Source organism: Gluconobacter sphaericus NBRC 12467, assembly GCF_006539125.1.
In the GTDB taxonomy this organism is placed as follows: Bacteria; Pseudomonadota; Alphaproteobacteria; order Acetobacterales; family Acetobacteraceae; genus Gluconobacter; species Gluconobacter sphaericus.
The window spans coordinates 21,525-39,024 of sequence record NZ_BJMK01000019.1 but is presented as its reverse complement, the minus strand read 5'-3'; the positions used below and the strand labels follow the sequence as shown (position 1 = coordinate 39,024).

General features: G+C 56.8%; 15 protein-coding genes. 7 read left to right on the top strand and 8 right to left on the bottom strand.

Annotated features, from left to right (window positions below; translation table 11 throughout):
• Nucleotides 1-163: 163 nt before the first annotated feature.
• From GSP01_RS10720 to GSP01_RS10700, 5 genes are all read right to left on the bottom strand, one after another.
• Complete coding sequence (locus GSP01_RS10720; RefSeq protein WP_141353416.1) at nucleotides 164-2,011, bottom strand: glycosyltransferase family 2 protein; 1,848 nt, start codon at nucleotides 2,009-2,011, stop codon at nucleotides 164-166.
• A gap of 34 nt (nucleotides 2,012-2,045) precedes the next feature.
• Complete coding sequence (locus GSP01_RS10715) at nucleotides 2,046-2,705, bottom strand: histidine phosphatase family protein (RefSeq protein WP_141353414.1); 660 nt, start codon at nucleotides 2,703-2,705, stop codon at nucleotides 2,046-2,048.
• Nucleotides 2,706-2,754: 49 nt separating this feature from the next.
• Nucleotides 2,755-3,687 carry a ribose-phosphate pyrophosphokinase gene (locus GSP01_RS10710; protein ID WP_141353412.1) on the bottom strand — a complete coding sequence of 311 codons (933 nt, stop codon included), beginning with the start codon at nucleotides 3,685-3,687 and terminating at the stop codon, nucleotides 2,755-2,757.
• Between the two features lie 140 nt (nucleotides 3,688-3,827).
• Nucleotides 3,828-4,763: a hypothetical protein gene (locus GSP01_RS10705; RefSeq protein ID WP_141353410.1), complete on the bottom strand. Its 936-nt coding sequence runs from the start codon at nucleotides 4,761-4,763 to the stop codon at nucleotides 3,828-3,830.
• 77 nt (nucleotides 4,764-4,840) lie between these two features.
• On the bottom strand, nucleotides 4,841-5,959 hold the full coding sequence (locus tag GSP01_RS10700; protein WP_141353408.1) for an energy transducer TonB: 1,119 nt from the start codon (nucleotides 5,957-5,959) through the stop codon (nucleotides 4,841-4,843).
• 237 nt (nucleotides 5,960-6,196) lie between these two features.
• Here GSP01_RS10700 and GSP01_RS10695 point away from each other — a divergent pair, with 237 nt between their 5' ends.
• On the top strand, nucleotides 6,197-6,847 hold the full coding sequence (locus GSP01_RS10695) for a DNA-3-methyladenine glycosylase family protein (protein ID WP_167495530.1): 651 nt from the start codon (nucleotides 6,197-6,199) through the stop codon (nucleotides 6,845-6,847).
• A gap of 15 nt (nucleotides 6,848-6,862) precedes the next feature.
• On the opposite strand, the gene GSP01_RS10690 is transcribed toward GSP01_RS10695, so the two are convergent.
• The 3 genes from GSP01_RS10690 to GSP01_RS10680 form a co-directional block, all read right to left on the bottom strand.
• A complete protein-coding gene (locus GSP01_RS10690; RefSeq protein WP_141353404.1) occupies nucleotides 6,863-9,226 on the bottom strand; it encodes a putative bifunctional diguanylate cyclase/phosphodiesterase in 2,364 nt (787 codons plus the stop codon).
• Between the two features lie 196 nt (nucleotides 9,227-9,422).
• Nucleotides 9,423-10,151 (bottom strand): hypothetical protein, encoded by a 729-nt coding sequence (locus GSP01_RS10685; RefSeq protein ID WP_141353402.1) that lies wholly within the window; start codon nucleotides 10,149-10,151, stop codon nucleotides 9,423-9,425.
• A 217-nt stretch (nucleotides 10,152-10,368) separates the two neighbouring features.
• Nucleotides 10,369-11,136, bottom strand: a complete 768-nt coding sequence (locus tag GSP01_RS10680) for an alpha/beta fold hydrolase (protein WP_141353400.1) — start codon at nucleotides 11,134-11,136, stop codon at nucleotides 10,369-10,371.
• Between the two features lie 167 nt (nucleotides 11,137-11,303).
• Between GSP01_RS10680 and GSP01_RS10675 the strand changes: the two genes are divergently transcribed.
• The 6 genes from GSP01_RS10675 to flgA all read left to right on the top strand — a co-directional run bounded on the left by GSP01_RS10675 (nucleotide 11,304) and on the right by flgA (nucleotide 17,487).
• Nucleotides 11,304-13,082, top strand: coding sequence for a chloride channel protein (locus tag GSP01_RS10675; RefSeq protein WP_141353420.1), 1,779 nt, complete (start codon nucleotides 11,304-11,306; stop codon nucleotides 13,080-13,082).
• Nucleotides 13,083-13,179: 97 nt separating this feature from the next.
• Nucleotides 13,180-13,647 (top strand): RidA family protein, encoded by a 468-nt coding sequence (locus tag GSP01_RS10670; RefSeq protein ID WP_141353398.1) that lies wholly within the window; start codon nucleotides 13,180-13,182, stop codon nucleotides 13,645-13,647.
• A 33-nt stretch (nucleotides 13,648-13,680) separates the two neighbouring features.
• The gene (locus GSP01_RS10665) at nucleotides 13,681-14,844 is read left to right on the top strand and encodes a GNAT family N-acetyltransferase (protein ID WP_141353396.1); all 1,164 of its coding nucleotides are present in this window, start codon (nucleotides 13,681-13,683) and stop codon (nucleotides 14,842-14,844) included.
• Nucleotides 14,845-14,926: 82 nt separating this feature from the next.
• The gene (flgF, locus tag GSP01_RS10660; protein WP_141353394.1) at nucleotides 14,927-15,667 is read left to right on the top strand and encodes a flagellar basal-body rod protein FlgF; all 741 of its coding nucleotides are present in this window, start codon (nucleotides 14,927-14,929) and stop codon (nucleotides 15,665-15,667) included.
• Nucleotides 15,668-15,700: 33 nt separating this feature from the next.
• Complete coding sequence (gene flgG / locus GSP01_RS10655) at nucleotides 15,701-16,492, top strand: flagellar basal-body rod protein FlgG (protein ID WP_141353392.1); 792 nt, start codon at nucleotides 15,701-15,703, stop codon at nucleotides 16,490-16,492.
• A 2-nt stretch (nucleotides 16,493-16,494) separates the two neighbouring features.
• Complete coding sequence (gene flgA / locus GSP01_RS10650) at nucleotides 16,495-17,487, top strand: flagellar basal body P-ring formation chaperone FlgA (protein WP_141353390.1); 993 nt, start codon at nucleotides 16,495-16,497, stop codon at nucleotides 17,485-17,487.
• Nucleotides 17,488-17,500: the final 13 nt, after the last annotated feature.

Below are 17,500 nucleotides of genomic sequence, written 5' to 3'. Positions count from 1 at the left end.
AAAGCCTCTTCTCCAATAAAAATTGAATGCTCTTCATTGTTCGAATTTCTCAGGTTGGACAGCACACCGCCACCTGAGAATATACGAAAAAATAGTGTGCAGTAAATATCAATGCTTTATAGATTTAAGAAATATTTATGGTATATTTTTCTTAAATATTATATTATTTTTGAAGTCTTTCCTGTCTCCATAAAGAACATAAATTTTCCCATGTCTGCTTGGTATGTGAGTCAATTCGATCATCCAGTAACATGATCTGAAGACTTTCCTCAACGAAGACTGCAGATGCCTTGTGGTATTTTGAAATTATTTCTTGTATCGCGTCTGAGACGCCAGGGATTTTTAGAAGACGACGCACTTCGGCATATATATCTTCAGATAGACGGGAAGCAGTAGATACTCCTTCAACCTTAAAAGTCTGCGCGAATAAATCAAAAATCGCAGGGTTATTGTATCTGAAATGTTTGTTTTTAATGACACCTTTTCCGTCATTTTCGCCACGAGAAAATTTCCAGATATATTCTTCGAAGGAACGTAGGTGGTAATGACAGACATGAGCCCATTCCGTCGGGGTTTGCGTAAAGTTCAAATCTTCATTTGTCGTCTGATTCTGGGAATAAATATTTCCATCTACCGTCGCATATATTCGTCCAGAGTATGAGCATTCCGGATGATGTGCGTAGGAATAATTAAATAGATTTGTTTTAAAAATGGACTTAACAAGAGGATGTTTATCGCCTTCTATGAAGCGGTCTGCAGACAATCCGTTTGACCATGTCAAATGGTTGTTGGGATAATACACTCTCCAGTTCAAGAAAAAGCAGTCTACGCCCTGTTCATCTCGGGCGGAAATAATAGGGAGTATACTATTTTTACTTCCTTGTGACGGAAGAATGGCTTCATCGATATCGACAACTGCACACCAGCGGAAATCAAGAATTTCAGGAAGTGTTGTCAAAGCGTGATTGTAGGCTTTGTACTGCATGTTGATGCCCGGGATATGGTTTCCGGTATTGTTGATCCAGGTAATTTCTCCATTTTTCGCAAGAACTTGCAGGAGGGCATCAGAACCATCTGTATTGTCATTGGTATAAATAAAGAAATCTTTTATTCCGATGACGCGGTGATGTGCTATCCATTCCAGAAAGTAAATCCCTTCATCTCGGGCTGTCGCCAGAAGAGCAATGTCTTGTCTGCTTTCGATCGCTTCCCGGGCGATACCAAGAATTATAGATCCCCAGTAAATTCCGTTTCCGCGATCTCTGATATGTCCATACCCTAGGAAATCATATTCGCCTGCGGCTTTTCTGATGGAACAGCCATTTCTACGCATATTCCACTGTGCTAGTTCTAGGAGTGTCCTGTGGACCCATTCTGCGTGAGGGATATAGTTGATTATTTCAAGAATATTGAAATAATTTTCATCGGGGAGATTGAAAAAAGCAGTTATAAGGATCTTGGAAAAAATTTTACGACGTGTTGCGTTCAGGGATCGGATAAATATATTAAAAATCTCAACCCTGATATTTTTGTTCGATTGACTTATTTCAAAAATGGATTTTTCTATATTATTTTTATTTGAAATAAACTTATTTATTTCATTAAATATTTCTGTAGATTTTTCGTCTATTGTAACCTGGTTGGGAGATAAGAAAAAAAATTCCCATTCTCGGCTTTCATCTCGATTGAAGGCAAGATTTCCAAAGGGATCTGCTGAAAAAAACTTTTTTTCTTCAAGGGAAAGAAGGGACAATTTATTATTGTTTTGAAATCCGGTTTCAAAAACGAAAAACCTATCCTTGAAAAGGGTGTTTTCTTCAGGATGAATTTTTTCCACGTCCTCCCCGATATTGACGGGTGCGACAATAAAGAAAGCTGGATTTTCCGAAGATTGGGCAATGACGACGTCAATGTACGACGCCTGCTTTTCATTTGAATGTTTTAAGATACGATCTTCCGAACAGAAAAATAGAGTGGTTCCATGAAATGTTTTTAAATGGAAGAATTCCATTCCATTATTCTCCTCTAGAAGATCTTTTATAAGATCATTGTTTACTTTTATATTCAAGAGGGGCAGTGGGGTGTATTGGAGCGCAATTTGTCGCGGAGACTGATGTATCCAGCATCTCAGTCTGCCAACCTGCTTGCGTGAATTTCAACGCGACCGGTACTGCATTGGGAAGGCGTATGTCGACCGGAAGCTTCATCGCATGTCGCAGCCCTCTGAACAGGGCACCATGCGCAACAATCAGGGGAATATCGGGTTTTTTCAGTGCATCATTAACGGCCAGACGAGCTCTCTCGGTCAATGATGCAAAGCTTTCAGCATCTTCGGGGGTAAGGCCGTCTTCAATCCATGGTCTGTACCAATCCCCCATGGGGGTGCCTTCCTGAATTCCGAAGCAGACTTCCTGTAAATTATCATCCACATGCAGCGGAAGGGTGATACCCGTGTAGTCCTGAATTGTTTTCTGAACAGTTTCTGCCGTGACGAAAGCACGTGTCAGAGGAGAGGATACGATACGGGCAAAAGGTTTTTGCTCATTGTCGAAAAGGCGAGCAAGAGCCCTGCCAGCCTGCAGAGCCTGTTGTCGGCCGGTTTCATTGAGCGGAATATCAGTCCGACCTTGTGCCAGTCCCTGACAATTCCAGTCGGTCTCACCGTGACGGAGATACCAATATGGCTTGGAGGCAATCTGCGACATAGGGAAGTCCATTCACGAAGGCTGGACCATGAAGCAGGCCGGTGAAAAATCAGTCGAAGAGAGAAGAGACCGAGCTTTCATCGGCAACGGCGCTCATGGCCCGGGCCAGCAGGTTGGCTGTGGTGATCTGACGGATGTTCGGGGTTTCGAGAAGAGCCTCGGTTGCCGGAATACTGTCAGTCAGTGTTAGCATGTTCAAAGGACTGTCTTTCACGCGCAGGCAGGCATTGCCAGTCAGAACGCCGTGAGTGACATAAGCTTCAACGCCTTCTGCGCCACGGCTCATGAGGGCATTGGCAGCGTTGCACAGCGATCCGCCACTGTCGATGATATCGTCTACCAGCACGCAGTAGCGGCCGGCGACGTCACCGATGACGTTCATGACTTCCGACACTCCGGCACGCTCACGGCGCTTGTCGATGATGGCGAGATCCACATTCAGGCGCTGTGCGAGTTGGCGGGCACGGACCACACCACCGACATCCGGGGATACAATGATGAGTTCACGGTCCGGCAGACGTGTCTTGAGGTCGCGCACGAAAAGCGGCGCGGCATAGAGGTTGTCCGTAGGGATGTCGAAGAAGCCTTGGATCTGCATGGCGTGCAAATCCATCGTCAGGATGCGGTTGGCGCCGGCTTCGGTCAGGAGGTTTGCCACCAGCTTGGCGCTGATGGGCGTCCGGGGGCCGGATTTACGGTCCTGCCGGGCGTAGCCGAAATACGGCATGACGGCTGTGACGCGCTTGGCCGACCCGCGACGCAGCGCATCGAGCATGACCAGCAGTTCCATGAGATGGTCATTCGTCGGCATGCAGGTGCTCTGCACGACGAAGACATCTTCACCGCGAACGTTTTCCTGAATCTCGACGAACACCTCGCCATCGGCGAAGCGTTTTACCACGGTCTTGCACAGCGGCATCCGCAGCTCATGTGCGACCGCACGGGCCAGCGGCAGGTTACTGTTGCAGGCTACGATCTTCATGAAAAACGGCCTCGTCCGGTGTCCGACAGGGAAGTTGTGGGCCTTCTAACAGTGCAGGAGCGCCCTGTCATCCATCCAGTCTCATTGTTTGTGCGTACCAGTCCTGCAAAAGAAAGCATGGCTGTCGGAGGGCAAAAGTCTCAGGCTGCTTTTTTCGGTGCGGGTTTTGTTTCCGGCAGGGGGGCGTGGTTACGGCCTGAATAGTTGGTGACGATGGTGCGTACGCCCTGTGCGGCTTCATCGGCGGCCATGTCAGCGGCATCGCCCCAGGCCCCGTCCAGCGAATGAGGTGCGATGTCGTGAAGCTGGGTTGCGGCCCCGGCTTCCTTCCCGTCCGGGGTCAGGACATGCCAGACGATTTCGATATGATCGACTGCGTGTCCGGTGCTGCCTGGCGCGCCCGTTTTGAGACCGACCGTGCCGCGGACGACGAAATCCGCGCCTTTTTCGGTCGTCGTCACCGTGTTGGTCTTGTCCGGGAGAGACGCATAGAAGGCGCGGGCCAGGGATATGTTTCCGTCTCCGGGGGCGCCAGTGACACCCTTGAAACAGATCTTTGCCGGCCGGTTCATGAGACTGTGCGGGTCCTGCTGCATCATGTTGGCCTGGATGCCCGTCAGCAGGTTCGCCAGTTGCGGAGCTTCCTGAACAGCGGCGCCCTGAAGTGCCAGCCTGTCTCCAGCGCTCCAGCCTGCCATATCAACGGCAGGACCATCCGTTTCCGCACGGATTTTTCCTTCCGGTGTCATGATGACGTAATGGGGTACTATGGCCCCGTTCCGTGTGGCCGCGCTCATTTTCAGCCACCAGTCTCCCTTTTTGCGAGGTTGTGCGATGGCCGGGACGGACTGGCCGACCATCGCCTGCGCCATGTCATGGGCCCAGAGGGCGGCAGCATCGTCAGACAGCAGGGACTCCGTGGGGGTTGGGACGGCCAGCCGGGCCGGAGGCAGATTGGCCGCCGTCAAATATCTGGCCTGCTGCCCGGGATCGGCGAAAGGTCGCGAAAGGCTGAAACATCCTCCCAGAACAAGGGGAAAGCAGAGAGGCAGCAGAACAAAACAGAAGCGGCGCATCGGGGCTCCGGTAACAGGGCAGTGACCCGGTGGACTGTATGGGATTGCGGCTCCGTTGTCGAAGCCGTGCGCCTTTCTTACCGGCGGATCAGGATGTAGTTGATCGTCACGTCGATGTCGAAATGGTCACCCTTCATGTCCGGCGGAACCGGCGGCAGATGCGCCCCCTGGAACATGCCGGTCGTCGCGGCATCCAGCGAGTACGATCCGGACTGACTCACCAGCCGGACGGATTTCACATGTCCCGAACGGTCCAACACGACATGCACTGACGACGGACCATCCTCGCCGGCGCGGGCAGCTTCTTCCGGATAGTACATATGAGCCCGGATCCAGCGGTCGATTTCCCCGCCGTAATCCTCGCTGACGCCCTTGACGCTCGTGCGGGTCTGATACGGCGCGTTGATGGCACCATTCATGCTGAGTGGCCCCAGGGACATATCGATCGGGCCACCGGAACCGGACGCACGTCCACGACGGTGGCGATAGGGCGAGGGCTGCTCGCCGAACGAAAGATCCATCGGATGCGCGAACGGGTTGTTCCGGTCGGAGCGAACAGAACGCTGCGAGTGATGGGCATGCGGCGATGTTTGCTGGCTGCGCTGGTTCGGGGCCGCGCCCGGTGTGACGGGGGCCGGGGTTGGCGCTGTTTTGGGCAATTCGGCCGAAGGTTCCTGCGGGACATCAGGCGCGGCGGGTGTCTCGGGGGTCGGGACGGCCGGTGTGGGCGTGGATTGTTCCTTCTGTGGCTGCTGCTGGTTTTCCTGAGTTTCTTCGGGGCTCTGTGCAGACGAAGGTGGCGGAGCGCCACCTTCGTCGCGCGCACGAGGGCCGCGCATGCTGCTTTTCGACGGCGGCGTATCGAAAACCATTTCAACCTGCGGCTGTTCCTGCCCAGCAGGCGAGCCGTGCATGCCATGATGCTGCATCAGAAGGAACGCCAGAATGGCCACGTGCAGTCCCGCCGAGAAAATGAACGGAACCGTCGGCCCGTTCTCGACGATGGTCTGCGGCCGCATCATCGGCGTCAGGACCGGGCGCACCGGAACCGATGGCGGAACGTAATCCCTCAGCCGCTCCCGAGTTCCGGCGGGGGCGTGTTGCGGGCGTGCAGGAGCGGTCCGCGCCGAGGGGGCGAAGAGCTGGGGTTCGCGCTTCTGCGGCTTTTCAGATGTGACAATAACCGTTCCGCTCATACGCGGCACAGCCCGTCTGAAAAGGACCTGGCAGAAAACAGCCGGTCGGCGAAGAGAAGGTGGCGTCGCATCATCGCCAGACCTTTTGCACCAGGGCGGTCGGGGTTGTCATCCGGCAGGCTGGTTATCCGGGGCTGGGGGTGGGCGTCTGTATTAGCGTATCATGACAGTAATGCGAGACCCAAGAAAGACACAAAGAGTCACGCAAACCTTAACTTCTGGAAAGGCATGCTCCTGATGGCTGATTCTGCCACGCTGTTTCTAGGCGCGGATCCCGATCTTGCCGCTGTCATCGCCCGTATCGGGCCATGCACGCTGCGCGGGGATGACGGGCAGGAACCCTATGATGCTCTTCTGCGGGCCATCGCCGGCCAGCAGCTACATGGCGCGGCGGCCCGAAAAATATTCGGCCGCCTCTGTCTTCTGGGCGCGCAGGAGAGCGTTGACGGACCGCCACCTGCGCCCGGGCGGATTCTGTCTCTTTCCGAAGAAAAACTGTGGGCCTGTGGTCTTTCGGGAAACAAACTTCTGGCCATGAAAGGCCTTGCGCAGGCCCGGCTTGATGGTCTCGTCCCCAGTCGCGCCGAGGCATCTGCCATGACGGATGAAGAGCTGATCGATCGTCTTGTCACCCTGCGTGGCATTGGTCGATGGACGGTCGAGATGCTCCTGATGTTCACGCTAAATCGGCCTGACGTGATGCCGGTTGATGATTTCGGCGTGCGGGAGGGATGGAGACGGATCCGGAAAATGGATTTGCCTCCCAAACCGAAAATATTGAAAGAGGAAACGGAACGTTTCGCTCCCCATCGCTCGACGTTGGCTTGGTATTGCTGGCGTGTGTCCGAGGAAGGAAAAAAAACGGCGCCTAATCCGCTGACCTCGTGAGGGCCGCCTTGGGAGTTACGAGGATTCCAGTATGGCTGGGGTCGTGGCCATGAACCGCTTGGTATCTTCCGGGGAAAGCGGACGTGACAGCAGATATCCCTGGACTTCTGTGCAGCCGAGGCGCCTGAGATAGGATAGCTGTTCCTGGCGTTCCACACCTTCCGCCGTAACCGCCACGCCCAGATCAATGGACAGATCAACCACAGCTCGCACAATAGAGGCCGCGCGGGATTCGCGTAGCATGTCCCGTACAAAAAGGCCGTCCAACTTGATTTTCGAAAACGGGAAAAAGCGCAGATATCCGAGTGATGAGAATCCCTTGCCGAAATCATCGAGCGCGATGGAAATCCCGGCACTCTGAAGACGGCTCAGCAGGGTGAAGGTCGCGGCATCCGGCTCCATGAAGATGTTTTCGGTCATCTCGATCTGCAGGTAGCGAGCCGGGAAGCCGGTCTTTTCAAGGATACGGAACGTGTCCTTCAGGAAAGCAGGGGCCTCGAGCTGGCCGACCGAAACGTTGATCGACAACACCAGTCCCTCATCCCATTCGCGGGCGAAAACGCAGGCTTTCTCCATGACATAGACGCCAAGGCGATGGATCAGCCCGGCTTCTTCCGCCAATTGGATGATCCGTTCGGGCGGGACACGGCCATATTCTGGATGTGACCAGCGGATCAGCGCCTCGAATCCACAGAGTTTCTGGCTCTGTGTGTTAAAGAAGGGCTGATAGACAATGCCCAGTATCCCCTCGTCCAGCGCCTCGGGAAGCGCGCGGATCAGGTCACGGTTGCGCTTGGCCACGGTGCGCAGTTCAGGATTGTAGAAACGGTGTGTGTGACCACCCAGACTTTTGGCTTCGTAAAGCGCAAGGTCGCTGGCCTCCAGCAGGCTTCCCACCCGTTCCGTTCCTCCGATCGAGAGAACGATTCCCACGCTGAGGCCGACCGCGCAGCGCACACCTTCCCCGATGCGGATGGGAACATTCGTCAGCGCGTTGATCAGTCCCGTAGCCGTGTTGGCCGCTTGGGCAGGCGTTGTCTGACGTTCCAGCAACATGAACTCGTCGCCGCCAAACCGATAAAGCCTGTGGCGCTCGTTGAGCGTCCTGCTCAGCACGACTGTGACTTTCCGGAGCATCTCGTCGCCGGCGGAGTGGCCATACCGATCGTTGATCTGCTTGAAGCCGTCCAGATCGAGATTGAGCAGTGCGAAGGCTTCGCCCGTGCGCTCGGCCTCGATGAGATAGGTTTCCATGTCGTCGAGGAAGGCGCCGCGGTTGGGCAGACCGGTCAGCAGATCATGCCTTGCCCGGAAAGAGGCGCTTTCCTGGGCCCAGTGTGTCTGGGTTACGTCGGTTCCGACGCCGCGATAACCGATGAAATTCCGATCCTGAAAAATGGGGCGCCCACTCAGCGACCAGAAGCGCTGTTGGCCATGGAGTGCTCCCGACACCACGATGTCCCGGAAGAAGATTCGGTTGTCGAAGCACTGCCGCAGGCGTCCAAAGCCTGTCCGTTCGTCTCTGTCGAAAGCCGCGGGGCCTGCCAGATCGGACAGGATGTCAAAGAAGTTCCGGTTTTCCAGCCATTCCCGGCTGTTGCCGAACGCAGAGGCCAGGCTGGCCGAGACATTCTTCAACGTTCCGGACGTGGAGGTCTCCCACAGCCAGTCGCCGGTATCATCATCCGCATTCCGCAACAGGAGTTGGACAATGCTGTTGCGCTGTTCCAGCGAATACCGGTTGACCAGAAACGCTACGAACAGTGTCCGGACCGCCATGGTCAGGGACAGGACAAAAAACAGGTAAATGGCCAGTTCGATGGCGGTATAGAAATAGAACGAGCCGTGATCGATTTCCCATGACTGGAAAAGGGCGAGGCAGCACGACAGGACCAGCATGAGCGCAATGATTTCTCCCATGCCGGCCAAGGGCATCAGTGTGATGGTCGTCGCTGTCAGGCCAACCATAATGCCGGCGACCAGGACCCTGTCATTGGCATCGCCATAGGGGAACACCATGACCGGAAGTGTGATCCAGCAGAGCGCAAATGCGAAATTGAGCCCCTTGAGGATCCACGACTGCTTGGTATCGACCAGCTTCTCGGTCGGGATTGCATAGAAGCAGATATTGTAGACCAGCAGCAGGAACAGGACGGACCCGCAGAGAATCATGCCGTAGGTCGGGTAGTTCCGCATCAAGCAGAGGCCGGCGATGGGGCCACAGCTGATCTGAGGAAGGAAATGAAAGAAGTTCAGCCCCCGCAGGACGCGGCAGCGTGACAGCCGGATGTCTTCTTCCGCTCCCTCCGGGATTTCCGTCCGGAAAGAGAAAAGTCGGGCAAGCCGCACCTGTTTCATCAGGGTCAGCAGGGCGGTCATTGCGCTGCGTCTGACTGGGACGAGACAGCAAGATTCGATGAGACAGGCAGAAGCATCATGAACCTTCCCAATAGAGGAGGAGGGGGCCACGATGACAGGGATTTATGAAGTTTTTCTTTGCGGTGGACGAATCTGTCGATGGCAACATCTCCGCACGCCGGGCACGGAGATAGCCGATAAGGGCTTATAGATTGCGTTAGTGCGCCATTTCAGGCGTGGTAGCGTAAATCTCGAAGCTCGCTTTTTCAAACATTTCAATGCATTCACGCATGTTGGCGGTCAGGGCTGCACGTGTGATGTCCGGATCTTTAGATGGGTAGTAAGCGCGAGCCAGATCCTCGTCGATTTCCAGATGGGACGGTCCGTCATGCTCATGCTCGTCATGGGCCAGACCCCAGGTCCAGTAATTCTTGGCGAACAGGCCGGTGAACTTCGGCGCGTGGCACAAATAGGCGGCGAGTTCTTCGGCGATGTATTCCACAGCGGCCAACCAGGAGAAAAATATCACAGGATCTTCGCTGTCGGCATTAGCAATCAGCTTCTGGACGCTCGGAAGCGTGTCATAGTGGGTCCCGAACAGGTCGAGGCCGAATTCTTTTGCGCCATCAGCCCAGAGAATGGCGTGTGAGCCCTCCTCTTCCTTCATTTCCCGCACGGCTTCACGAGCTTCTGAAAAGAAGGTCTTGATCCGGGTTTGTCCGAAGCGCTGGACGAGCGGTTTGATGGGAAGATGGCCGACGCGCACATCAATAGCGCGCTCAAAAGCCTGAATAAAAGGCCACCATCCGATCATCATGGCTCGAATAGTGTCTTTATCGCCATTAGCTGCGCCCCGGGCCAGTGCGGAGGAATAGATTTTCTCTCGTGTAAAGACGCGCATTTCGGCACGATTTACCAAAGTATCGGAGAACAGTAGGGCGTACATCCGCGTAATCCTGATAAAATTATTGTATGAGCCATTCCGGCACTTCTGTTTTAGTCGTTAATTTTTCGGAAAAATAAGTTTTTTACTTTAATTTTAATTGAGTTTTATTAAAAAATTAGAAAATTAGTATATTGGAATTTATTTATGTTGCTTAATCAAAACAAATATTCACACAAACCACGCATGTTAATCTGGTTTGATATCGTAATATTTTGTTTCAGGTCAGTTTGAGCAGGAATTCCATCATTTCCTGGAGGAACGCACGTGGCCGTTCAGCATGCAGCCAGTGTCCGGCGTCGGGCAAAGAGTCGATCAACGCGTGAGGAAAAAGAGTCCGGATCTGATCGTGATGCTCGGGGCGGACATAGGGAGACGCCCCACCCCGCAGGAAAAGAACAGGACCTTCATAGGGGGCAATCTGCAAATCAGGCCAGTTTTCGATTTCGTGAATGTCACGGACGAGATCGTCAAAACCGATGCTCCACCCCGGCGAATCGCCGAGCCGGACGTTTTGCAGAAGGAGTTCGGCAACAGGTCGGCTGCCTGCCACGGGCTCCAGAAGATCCAGTCCTTCCCGCCGTTCGAGCGATGCGGGAAATGTGATGGCAGCCAGTCGGGCGATCATCTCGCCATGCCCGTGACCCGTCCGGGCAGGGGCAATATCCGCGACAAGCAGCTTCGTGACGCGTTCAGGGGCTGCCAGGGCCAACATCATCCCGACCTTCCCGCCCATGGAGTGACCAACGATGGCGAAACGCTCGATCCCCAGATCATCCAGCGTTTCCAGCACGTCCTGCGCCATAAGCGCATAGCTGACGGGGCCATGCGGACTGTGTCCATGGTTACGCAGATCCAGTGCAAGGGTCCGGAAATCCGCAGCCGCACCGCGCTGGAGGAAGCCGAGGTTCCGGCCCCGTCCGAACAGCCCGTGCAGAAAGACGACGGTTTCTGGGCCTTCGCCGCGTTCGATGACATGTAGTTTCATCAATGATCCTTCCATGACGGCTGTTGATCGGCGACGCGCTTGTCGTCAAACAGGATCACACCTGCCGCCCGGGAGCCCGCTTGTCCACCAGTTCCGCCCCTCCGCCCACATCTCCTGACAGCTCTTTCGGCCGTTTTCAGGACATATCCCGCGTCCTGCGCCAGCGGATGAACCGCTTTCAGGCACGTCTGTTTCCCCATGCGCCGTCGAATCTGCGAACCTTGGTCCGTGGAAACGAGATCTGGTTGAGTGTTTTGGCGGGATTCGTCGGGATCCTATCGGGTCTCTGCGTTTTTGTAGTCACCCATCTGACCTTCTTCATGCATCGGCTGTTGTTTGGGGTATCCGGCGTGTCAGGTGGTCATCTGTCCGGGCTGACCGCCCTGCCACCGCTGCGAACAGTGACCGTGCTGACCGGTGGTGGGCTGGTGATCGGACTGTTCGGCATCATGATTGCGAAAATTACGCCTCGTAGTCCTGTGGACCCCATTGAGGCCAATGCGCTGCATGGCGGACGCATGTCTGTTCGGGATAGTCTGGTCATCGTCTGCCAGACAGTCCTGTCCAACGGAGTGGGTGGTTCCATCGGGCTGGAAGCCGGTTTTACCCAGATTGCTGCGGCTTTCGGTTCCCGGATCGGGCGTTCTTTCCGGGTGCGACGCGAGGATCTGCGTGTGCTGGTAGGGGCCGGAGCGGGGGCTGCGATCGGGGCCGCGTTCGATGCTCCAGTAGCGGGCGCGTTCTATGCGTTCGAACTGGTGATCGGATCTTATTCTTTGGGGAGCCTGTCTCCCGTGGCGGTCGCTGCGCTGGCGGGCGTGGGCGTGACGCGTTCGTTGGGAAGTGTCCCGCCAGGCATCGTTATTTCATCGCCGGGCACCTTATCCTGGGAAGGAACCGCCGGGGCGGTCATCATCAGCGTTCTGACGGCCCTGACCGCAATCGGCCTAATGTTCTGCGTCACCCAGACCGAGGCGCTGTTCCGCCGGATGCCCGGTCCGGTCTGGCTGCGGCCTACAGTTGGCGGTCTGATCGTGGGCGGGCTGGCAACGCTGCATCCATCCGTCCTGTCCGCCGGACATGAGGCGATGCGGGCCGTTTTTGCCGGAAACGTCACCGCGCAGATGGCCGTCATCCTGCTGCTTCTAAAGGCTCTGGCGTCCTGCCTGTGCATTGGGTCCGGATTCCGCGGGGGGCTGTTTTTCGCGTCATTATATCTCGGATCTCTGGCAGGGACGATCTACGGCACACTTCTGGCACCGTTGGGCATTGCGCCGGATTCCGTCACAGCCTGCGCGCTGATCGGCATGAGCGCGATGGCCGTGGCCGTCATCGGCAGCCCCATGACAATGGTGTGCCTGATGCTGGAACTGACCGGTAGCGTGTCCATGAGCGGTGCCACGCTGGTGGCTGCGGTCCTGTCTCTTCTGACCGTGCGTCGCCTGTTCGGCTACAGCTTCGCAACATGGCGCTTCCATCTGCGGGGCGAATCCATCCGTTCCGCTGTCGATATCGGCTGGATGCGCTCACTCAATGTACGCCGCATGATGCGCGGACAGGTCCGGACCCTTCCGGCGGAGACGTCCGTGAACCGGGCACAAACCCTCTTTCCGCTCGGCTCGGCCCAGCGGATCGTGCTGCTTGATGAGGCGGGACACTATGACGGTATTGTTCATCTGGCGGAACTGCATGCCGCCCCCGCCGACCAGACATCCATCAGAACGCTGGCCCTGTTCCGTAACGCCATGCTCACACCGCTTATGAACATCCGCGAGGCGATCGAACTGTTCGAAAAAGCAGAGGCCGATGCGCTTGTCGTCGTCGAGGACCCGCAGTCCCGGCAGGTGATCGGAACCCTGACCGAACAGCACGCCCTGCGCCGCTATGCCGAAGAACTCGAACGCAGCCGCAGAAGCCTTGCGGGTGACGACAGCCTGCCAACCTGACCCGCCTCGGCTTGCCCCCTTGGCATCGGGCCGTTCCCGCTTCAACATATGGCCCTATCAGATGCCCGTTCCGGGCGCCCCAACCGGAGATTTTCCCATGACCGCGACCCCCGAATCCCGCCTCGCCGCCCTCGACATCATGCTGCCGGTCGCAGCCGCTCCAGTTGCGAACTACGTCACGACCGTACGGACGGGAAACCTGCTCGTCGTGTCCGGCCAGCTCCCGCTGGTGGACGGCAAGCTGTTTATCACCGGCAAGCTGGGTGACGAAGTTTCGGCCCATGCCGGTGTGGCCTGTGCCCGCGCCTGCCTCATCAATGTTCTGGCGCAGGCCAAGGCCGCGCTCGACGGCGATCTTTCCCGTATCACGCGCGTTGTCCGTCTGGGCGGCTTCATTGCCTGCACGCCGGAATTCACCGACCACGCCACCATCATGAACGGCGCGTCCGATCTGGCTGTGGACGTGTTCGGTGACGCCGGACGCCATGCACGCTCCACGATCGGCGTGCCGAGCCTGCCCGTGAATGCGCCGGTCGAGGTCGAGGCGCTGTTCGAAATCGCCTGATACGGGAGAAACCGAATGGGAGAAGCGGAGACCATGCCGTCCCCCGACTGGAGCCTGAGCCTTCATGCCTCGATCCACGAGATCGGGGCCGAAGCCTGGGACGCCTGTGCGGGAGCGGACAATCCGTTCGTCTCCTTCGGTTTCCTGTCCGCCCTTGAAGACAGCGGTTCCGTCGCGGACCGCTCCGGCTGGCTGGTCCGTCATGCCGCCTTGCGCGCGCCGGACGGCTCCATCGCGGCCCTCGCCCCGCTTTATGGAAAATCCCATTCCTGGGGCGAGTACGTCTTCGACCAGAACTGGGCCCGCGCCTATGAAGCCGCGGGCGGCCGCTACTATCCCAAATTCGTCTGCGCCGTTCCGTTCTCTCCGGTGCCCGGCCCGAGGCTTCTGCTGCGTCCGGATCTGCCGGATCCGCAGGCCGTGGCGCAGGCCCTTGCCGCCGCGCTGATTCAGGCGACGGCGCAACTCGGCCTGTCCTCCCTGCACGCCAATTTCTGCGACGCGGCTTCGCTCGATGCCTTCACCGGGGCTGGCTATCTGCCACGCACAGGCCTTCAGTATCACTGGCAGAATAACGGCTACACGACGTTTGACGATTTTCTGGCCGCGCTGTCCTCCCGCAAACGCAAGTCCATCCGTAAGGAACGCAGCGCTGCCCAGTCCTGTGGTCTGACCTTCAGCACGCTCCGCGGAGACGACATCACGCCGGAAGACTGGAAAGCGTTCTACCGCTTCTACCAGTCCACGATCGACCGCAAATGGGGCAGCGCTTATCTGACGGAGCGCTTCTTTCCCATGCTGTCCGAGCGCCTCGGAGACCGCGTGGTCCTGATGATGGCCCATCATGATGGAAAAGCCGTTGCAGGCGCCCTGAATCTCATGGGGACCGACGCGCTGTTCGGGCGGAACTGGGGCTGTGAGGGCGACTGGCCCTTCCTGCATTTCGAGCTGTGCTATTATCGTGCGATTGCTTTCGCCATCGAACACGGCCTCTCCCGTGTTGAAGCCGGGGCGCAGGGCGAACACAAGATCCAGCGTGGCTATCTCCCAAGCTTCACCCATTCGGCCCATGCCATACTCGATCCCGGTCTGCGACAGGCTGTCGCAGCCTTCGTGGAAGAGGAACGGACAGCCCTGCAGACAGAGGCGGCGGAGCTGCTGACTCTTTCACCATATCGTCACGGCGAGTCGGGTTGAAGGTGTTCGTTTAACGATTAGGAAAGCTTTGTGCCGCTACGCTGTGCTCCGAAATCGGGATTGACCGGAGCCTGTAACGCCCATGGAGAACAGTACCTATATCGCGCTTTCGCGCATGGATGCCCAGCAGCGCGCCATGTCCGTGGTTGCGGACAACATGTCGAATGCATCGACCGTGGGCTACAAACGCGAAAATGTCCTTTTCAGTGACTTCCTGTCCCATCAGCACGGCTCCAAACAGGCCGAGGGTGCGGATACGGAATCCTACACGCAGGACCGTGCGACATACCGGGACTTTCAGCAGGGCGATATGCAGTCCACCGGCAACCCGCTGGACCTCGCGCTCGGAGGTGAAGGGTATTTTCAGGTCCGCACCGCCAATGGTGTGCGCCTGACGCGGGCAGGACGCTTCGAGGAACAGCAGGACGGCGCTGTCGTCGATGAAAGTGGCAATGCCCTGCTGGACCGGGATGGTCAGCCGATCGTTATTCCCCAGACCGACCACCGCATCACCATTTCCGCCGATGGCGTGATCTCGACCGAAACCGGCGAACAGGGTCAGATCGGCATCGTGACGGCACAGGACGACAACAGGCTTCAGGCCGAAGGCAGCAGGCTTCTGCGGACGGATCAGCCCACAACCGCTGTGGAGCGGCCCAACATCGTGCAGGGCATGGTGGAAGGCAGCAACGTCCAGATGATGACCGAAGTGACGAAGATGATGGAAATACAGCGGAATTTCCAGTTCATGGCGCAGTTCGTGGATGCCGAAGCCACGCGCCAGAAAAACGCCATCGACAAGATCGTTCAGGTCTCGGCCTGATTATTTCCCCTGACGGGACAAGGATAATTTTCCATGCGCGCACTCGACATCGCTGGAACGGGCATGCAGGCCCAGCAGACCAACGTCGAAACCATTTCCAACAATATCGCGAATATGAGCACCACGGGATATAAACGCTCCCGCGCAGAGTTCCAGGATCTGATCTATCAGAATCTCCGTCGCGTGGGTGCAAGTTCGTCCGATACCGGAACGACCATTCCGGCTGGCGCGCAGGTCGGCCTTGGGGTGAAGACGGCGGCGATCTACCGCATCAACGATCAGGGCAGCCTTGAGCAGACCAGCAACTCCCTGGATCTGGCGGTTCAGGGGCGCGGTTATTTTCAGGTCCAGCTTCCATCCGGGCAGCTTGCCTATACCCGTGACGGCACGTTCTCGATGGACAACAATGGTTCGCTCGTGACGGCGGATGGCTATCTTATCAGCCCCACGATCACGATTCCCAACAACGCCCAAAGTATCTCCATCGATCAGTCGGGACAGGTCAGTGTGCAGATCGCCGGGCAAAACAACACAACACTCGTCGGGCAGCTTCAGCTTGGCATCTTTACCAATGAGAATGGTCTGGCCGCGATGGGACAGAACCTGTTCACCCAGACGACAGCGTCGGGCGACGCCATGATGGGTAATCCTGAAGCCGTCGGCTACGGTAGTATCATGCAGGGCTACGTCGAAAACTCGAACGTCAACGTCGTGACCGAGATCACCGATCTGATTACGGCGCAGCGTGCCTATGAGATGAACAGCAAGGTTATCACAGCGTCGGACGATATGATGAAGACCGTGACCAATCTGGGTGGTAGCTAAGTATGAGCCGTATCCTGCTGAAAGGTGGCATCCTGCTACTGGCAGGATGCACAATACTGTCGTCCACCTCTGCCGCAACCCTGCGAACAAACGTCAATGTCGATCATCCGCGTGTACGCCTGTCCGACCTGTTTGCCGATCTGGGCAAGGGACAGGATACCGAGATTGGCGATGCCCCGGCATTGGGGGCCAGCTATGTGGTCGGTGGTCCGCAACTGACAGCCATCGCCGCACAGTTCGGCGTGGACTGGCCCGATGCTTCTCCGCTGGTGTCCACCACCGTGACACATGCGGCGCGCATGATCACGGTGGATGACGTGCTTCCCGTCATCCGGCAGGGTCTGGAACTTCCGTCCGAGGCCCGGGTTGAGATAGCCCTGACCGGGTTCAAGCCTGTTGCGGTTCCCGTTGCGGACCAAGCGGCACCGACAATCTTGCATATCGATCGTCCCTCTCATGGCAGCGAGCATTTTACCGCACGCCTTGAGGTCTCTTCTGCAAGCGGCGGCCAACGGACGGCCTTCAACGTGAGCGGAACGGTGACTATGGAAATTCGGGCTGTAACCCTGCGTCACGCCATGCATCTAGGGCAGCCTATCCTGCCGGAAGACGTCACCATAACCTTTATTCGCATCGGCCTGATTCCAGATGACGCTCTTCAGTCTCCTGAAGATGCTATCGGTCTTGAGGCGCGGGGTGTACTTGCCGCAGGGCAGGTCCTTAGCGTATCCGAACTCGCACATCCGCAACTCGTGCATCGCGGATCACCAGTTGTCGCAACATTTTCCGGCCCGAGCCTGCACCTGACCGTCTCAGGAACAGTTCTCGAAGCAGGTGGCAAAGGTGACACCGTGCATGTCTACAATGCCAGCAGCCGCATGGTTTTGACAGGACGTGTGGTGGGTCGGACAGAAGTGGAAGTCATCCCCGGCATCATGCCGCTTTCCGCCGACAACCGGACGCATCAGCAGACAACGTCCCTCCCGTCCTTCTGACTCTGTCCTCTGC

Coding starts and splice junctions, on each gene's coding strand:
- GSP01_RS10720 (WP_141353416.1), bottom strand. CDS start 2,011: ATGGAATTCTTCCATTTAAAAACATTTCATGGAACCACTCTATTTTTC.
- GSP01_RS10715 (WP_141353414.1), bottom strand. CDS start 2,705: ATGTCGCAGATTGCCTCCAAGCCATATTGGTATCTCCGTCACGGTGAG.
- GSP01_RS10710 (WP_141353412.1), bottom strand. CDS start 3,687: ATGAAGATCGTAGCCTGCAACAGTAACCTGCCGCTGGCCCGTGCGGTC.
- GSP01_RS10705 (WP_141353410.1), bottom strand. CDS start 4,763: ATGCGCCGCTTCTGTTTTGTTCTGCTGCCTCTCTGCTTTCCCCTTGTT.
- GSP01_RS10700 (WP_141353408.1), bottom strand. CDS start 5,959: ATGAGCGGAACGGTTATTGTCACATCTGAAAAGCCGCAGAAGCGCGAA.
- GSP01_RS10695 (WP_167495530.1), top strand. CDS start 6,197: ATGGCTGATTCTGCCACGCTGTTTCTAGGCGCGGATCCCGATCTTGCC.
- GSP01_RS10690 (WP_141353404.1), bottom strand. CDS start 9,226: ATGACCGCCCTGCTGACCCTGATGAAACAGGTGCGGCTTGCCCGACTT.
- GSP01_RS10685 (WP_141353402.1), bottom strand. CDS start 10,151: ATGTACGCCCTACTGTTCTCCGATACTTTGGTAAATCGTGCCGAAATG.
- GSP01_RS10680 (WP_141353400.1), bottom strand. CDS start 11,136: ATGAAACTACATGTCATCGAACGCGGCGAAGGCCCAGAAACCGTCGTC.
- GSP01_RS10675 (WP_141353420.1), top strand. CDS start 11,304: ATGAACCGCTTTCAGGCACGTCTGTTTCCCCATGCGCCGTCGAATCTG.
- GSP01_RS10670 (WP_141353398.1), top strand. CDS start 13,180: ATGACCGCGACCCCCGAATCCCGCCTCGCCGCCCTCGACATCATGCTG.
- GSP01_RS10665 (WP_141353396.1), top strand. CDS start 13,681: ATGCCGTCCCCCGACTGGAGCCTGAGCCTTCATGCCTCGATCCACGAG.
- flgF (WP_141353394.1), top strand. CDS start 14,927: ATGGAGAACAGTACCTATATCGCGCTTTCGCGCATGGATGCCCAGCAG.
- flgG (WP_141353392.1), top strand. CDS start 15,701: ATGCGCGCACTCGACATCGCTGGAACGGGCATGCAGGCCCAGCAGACC.
- flgA (WP_141353390.1), top strand. CDS start 16,495: ATGAGCCGTATCCTGCTGAAAGGTGGCATCCTGCTACTGGCAGGATGC.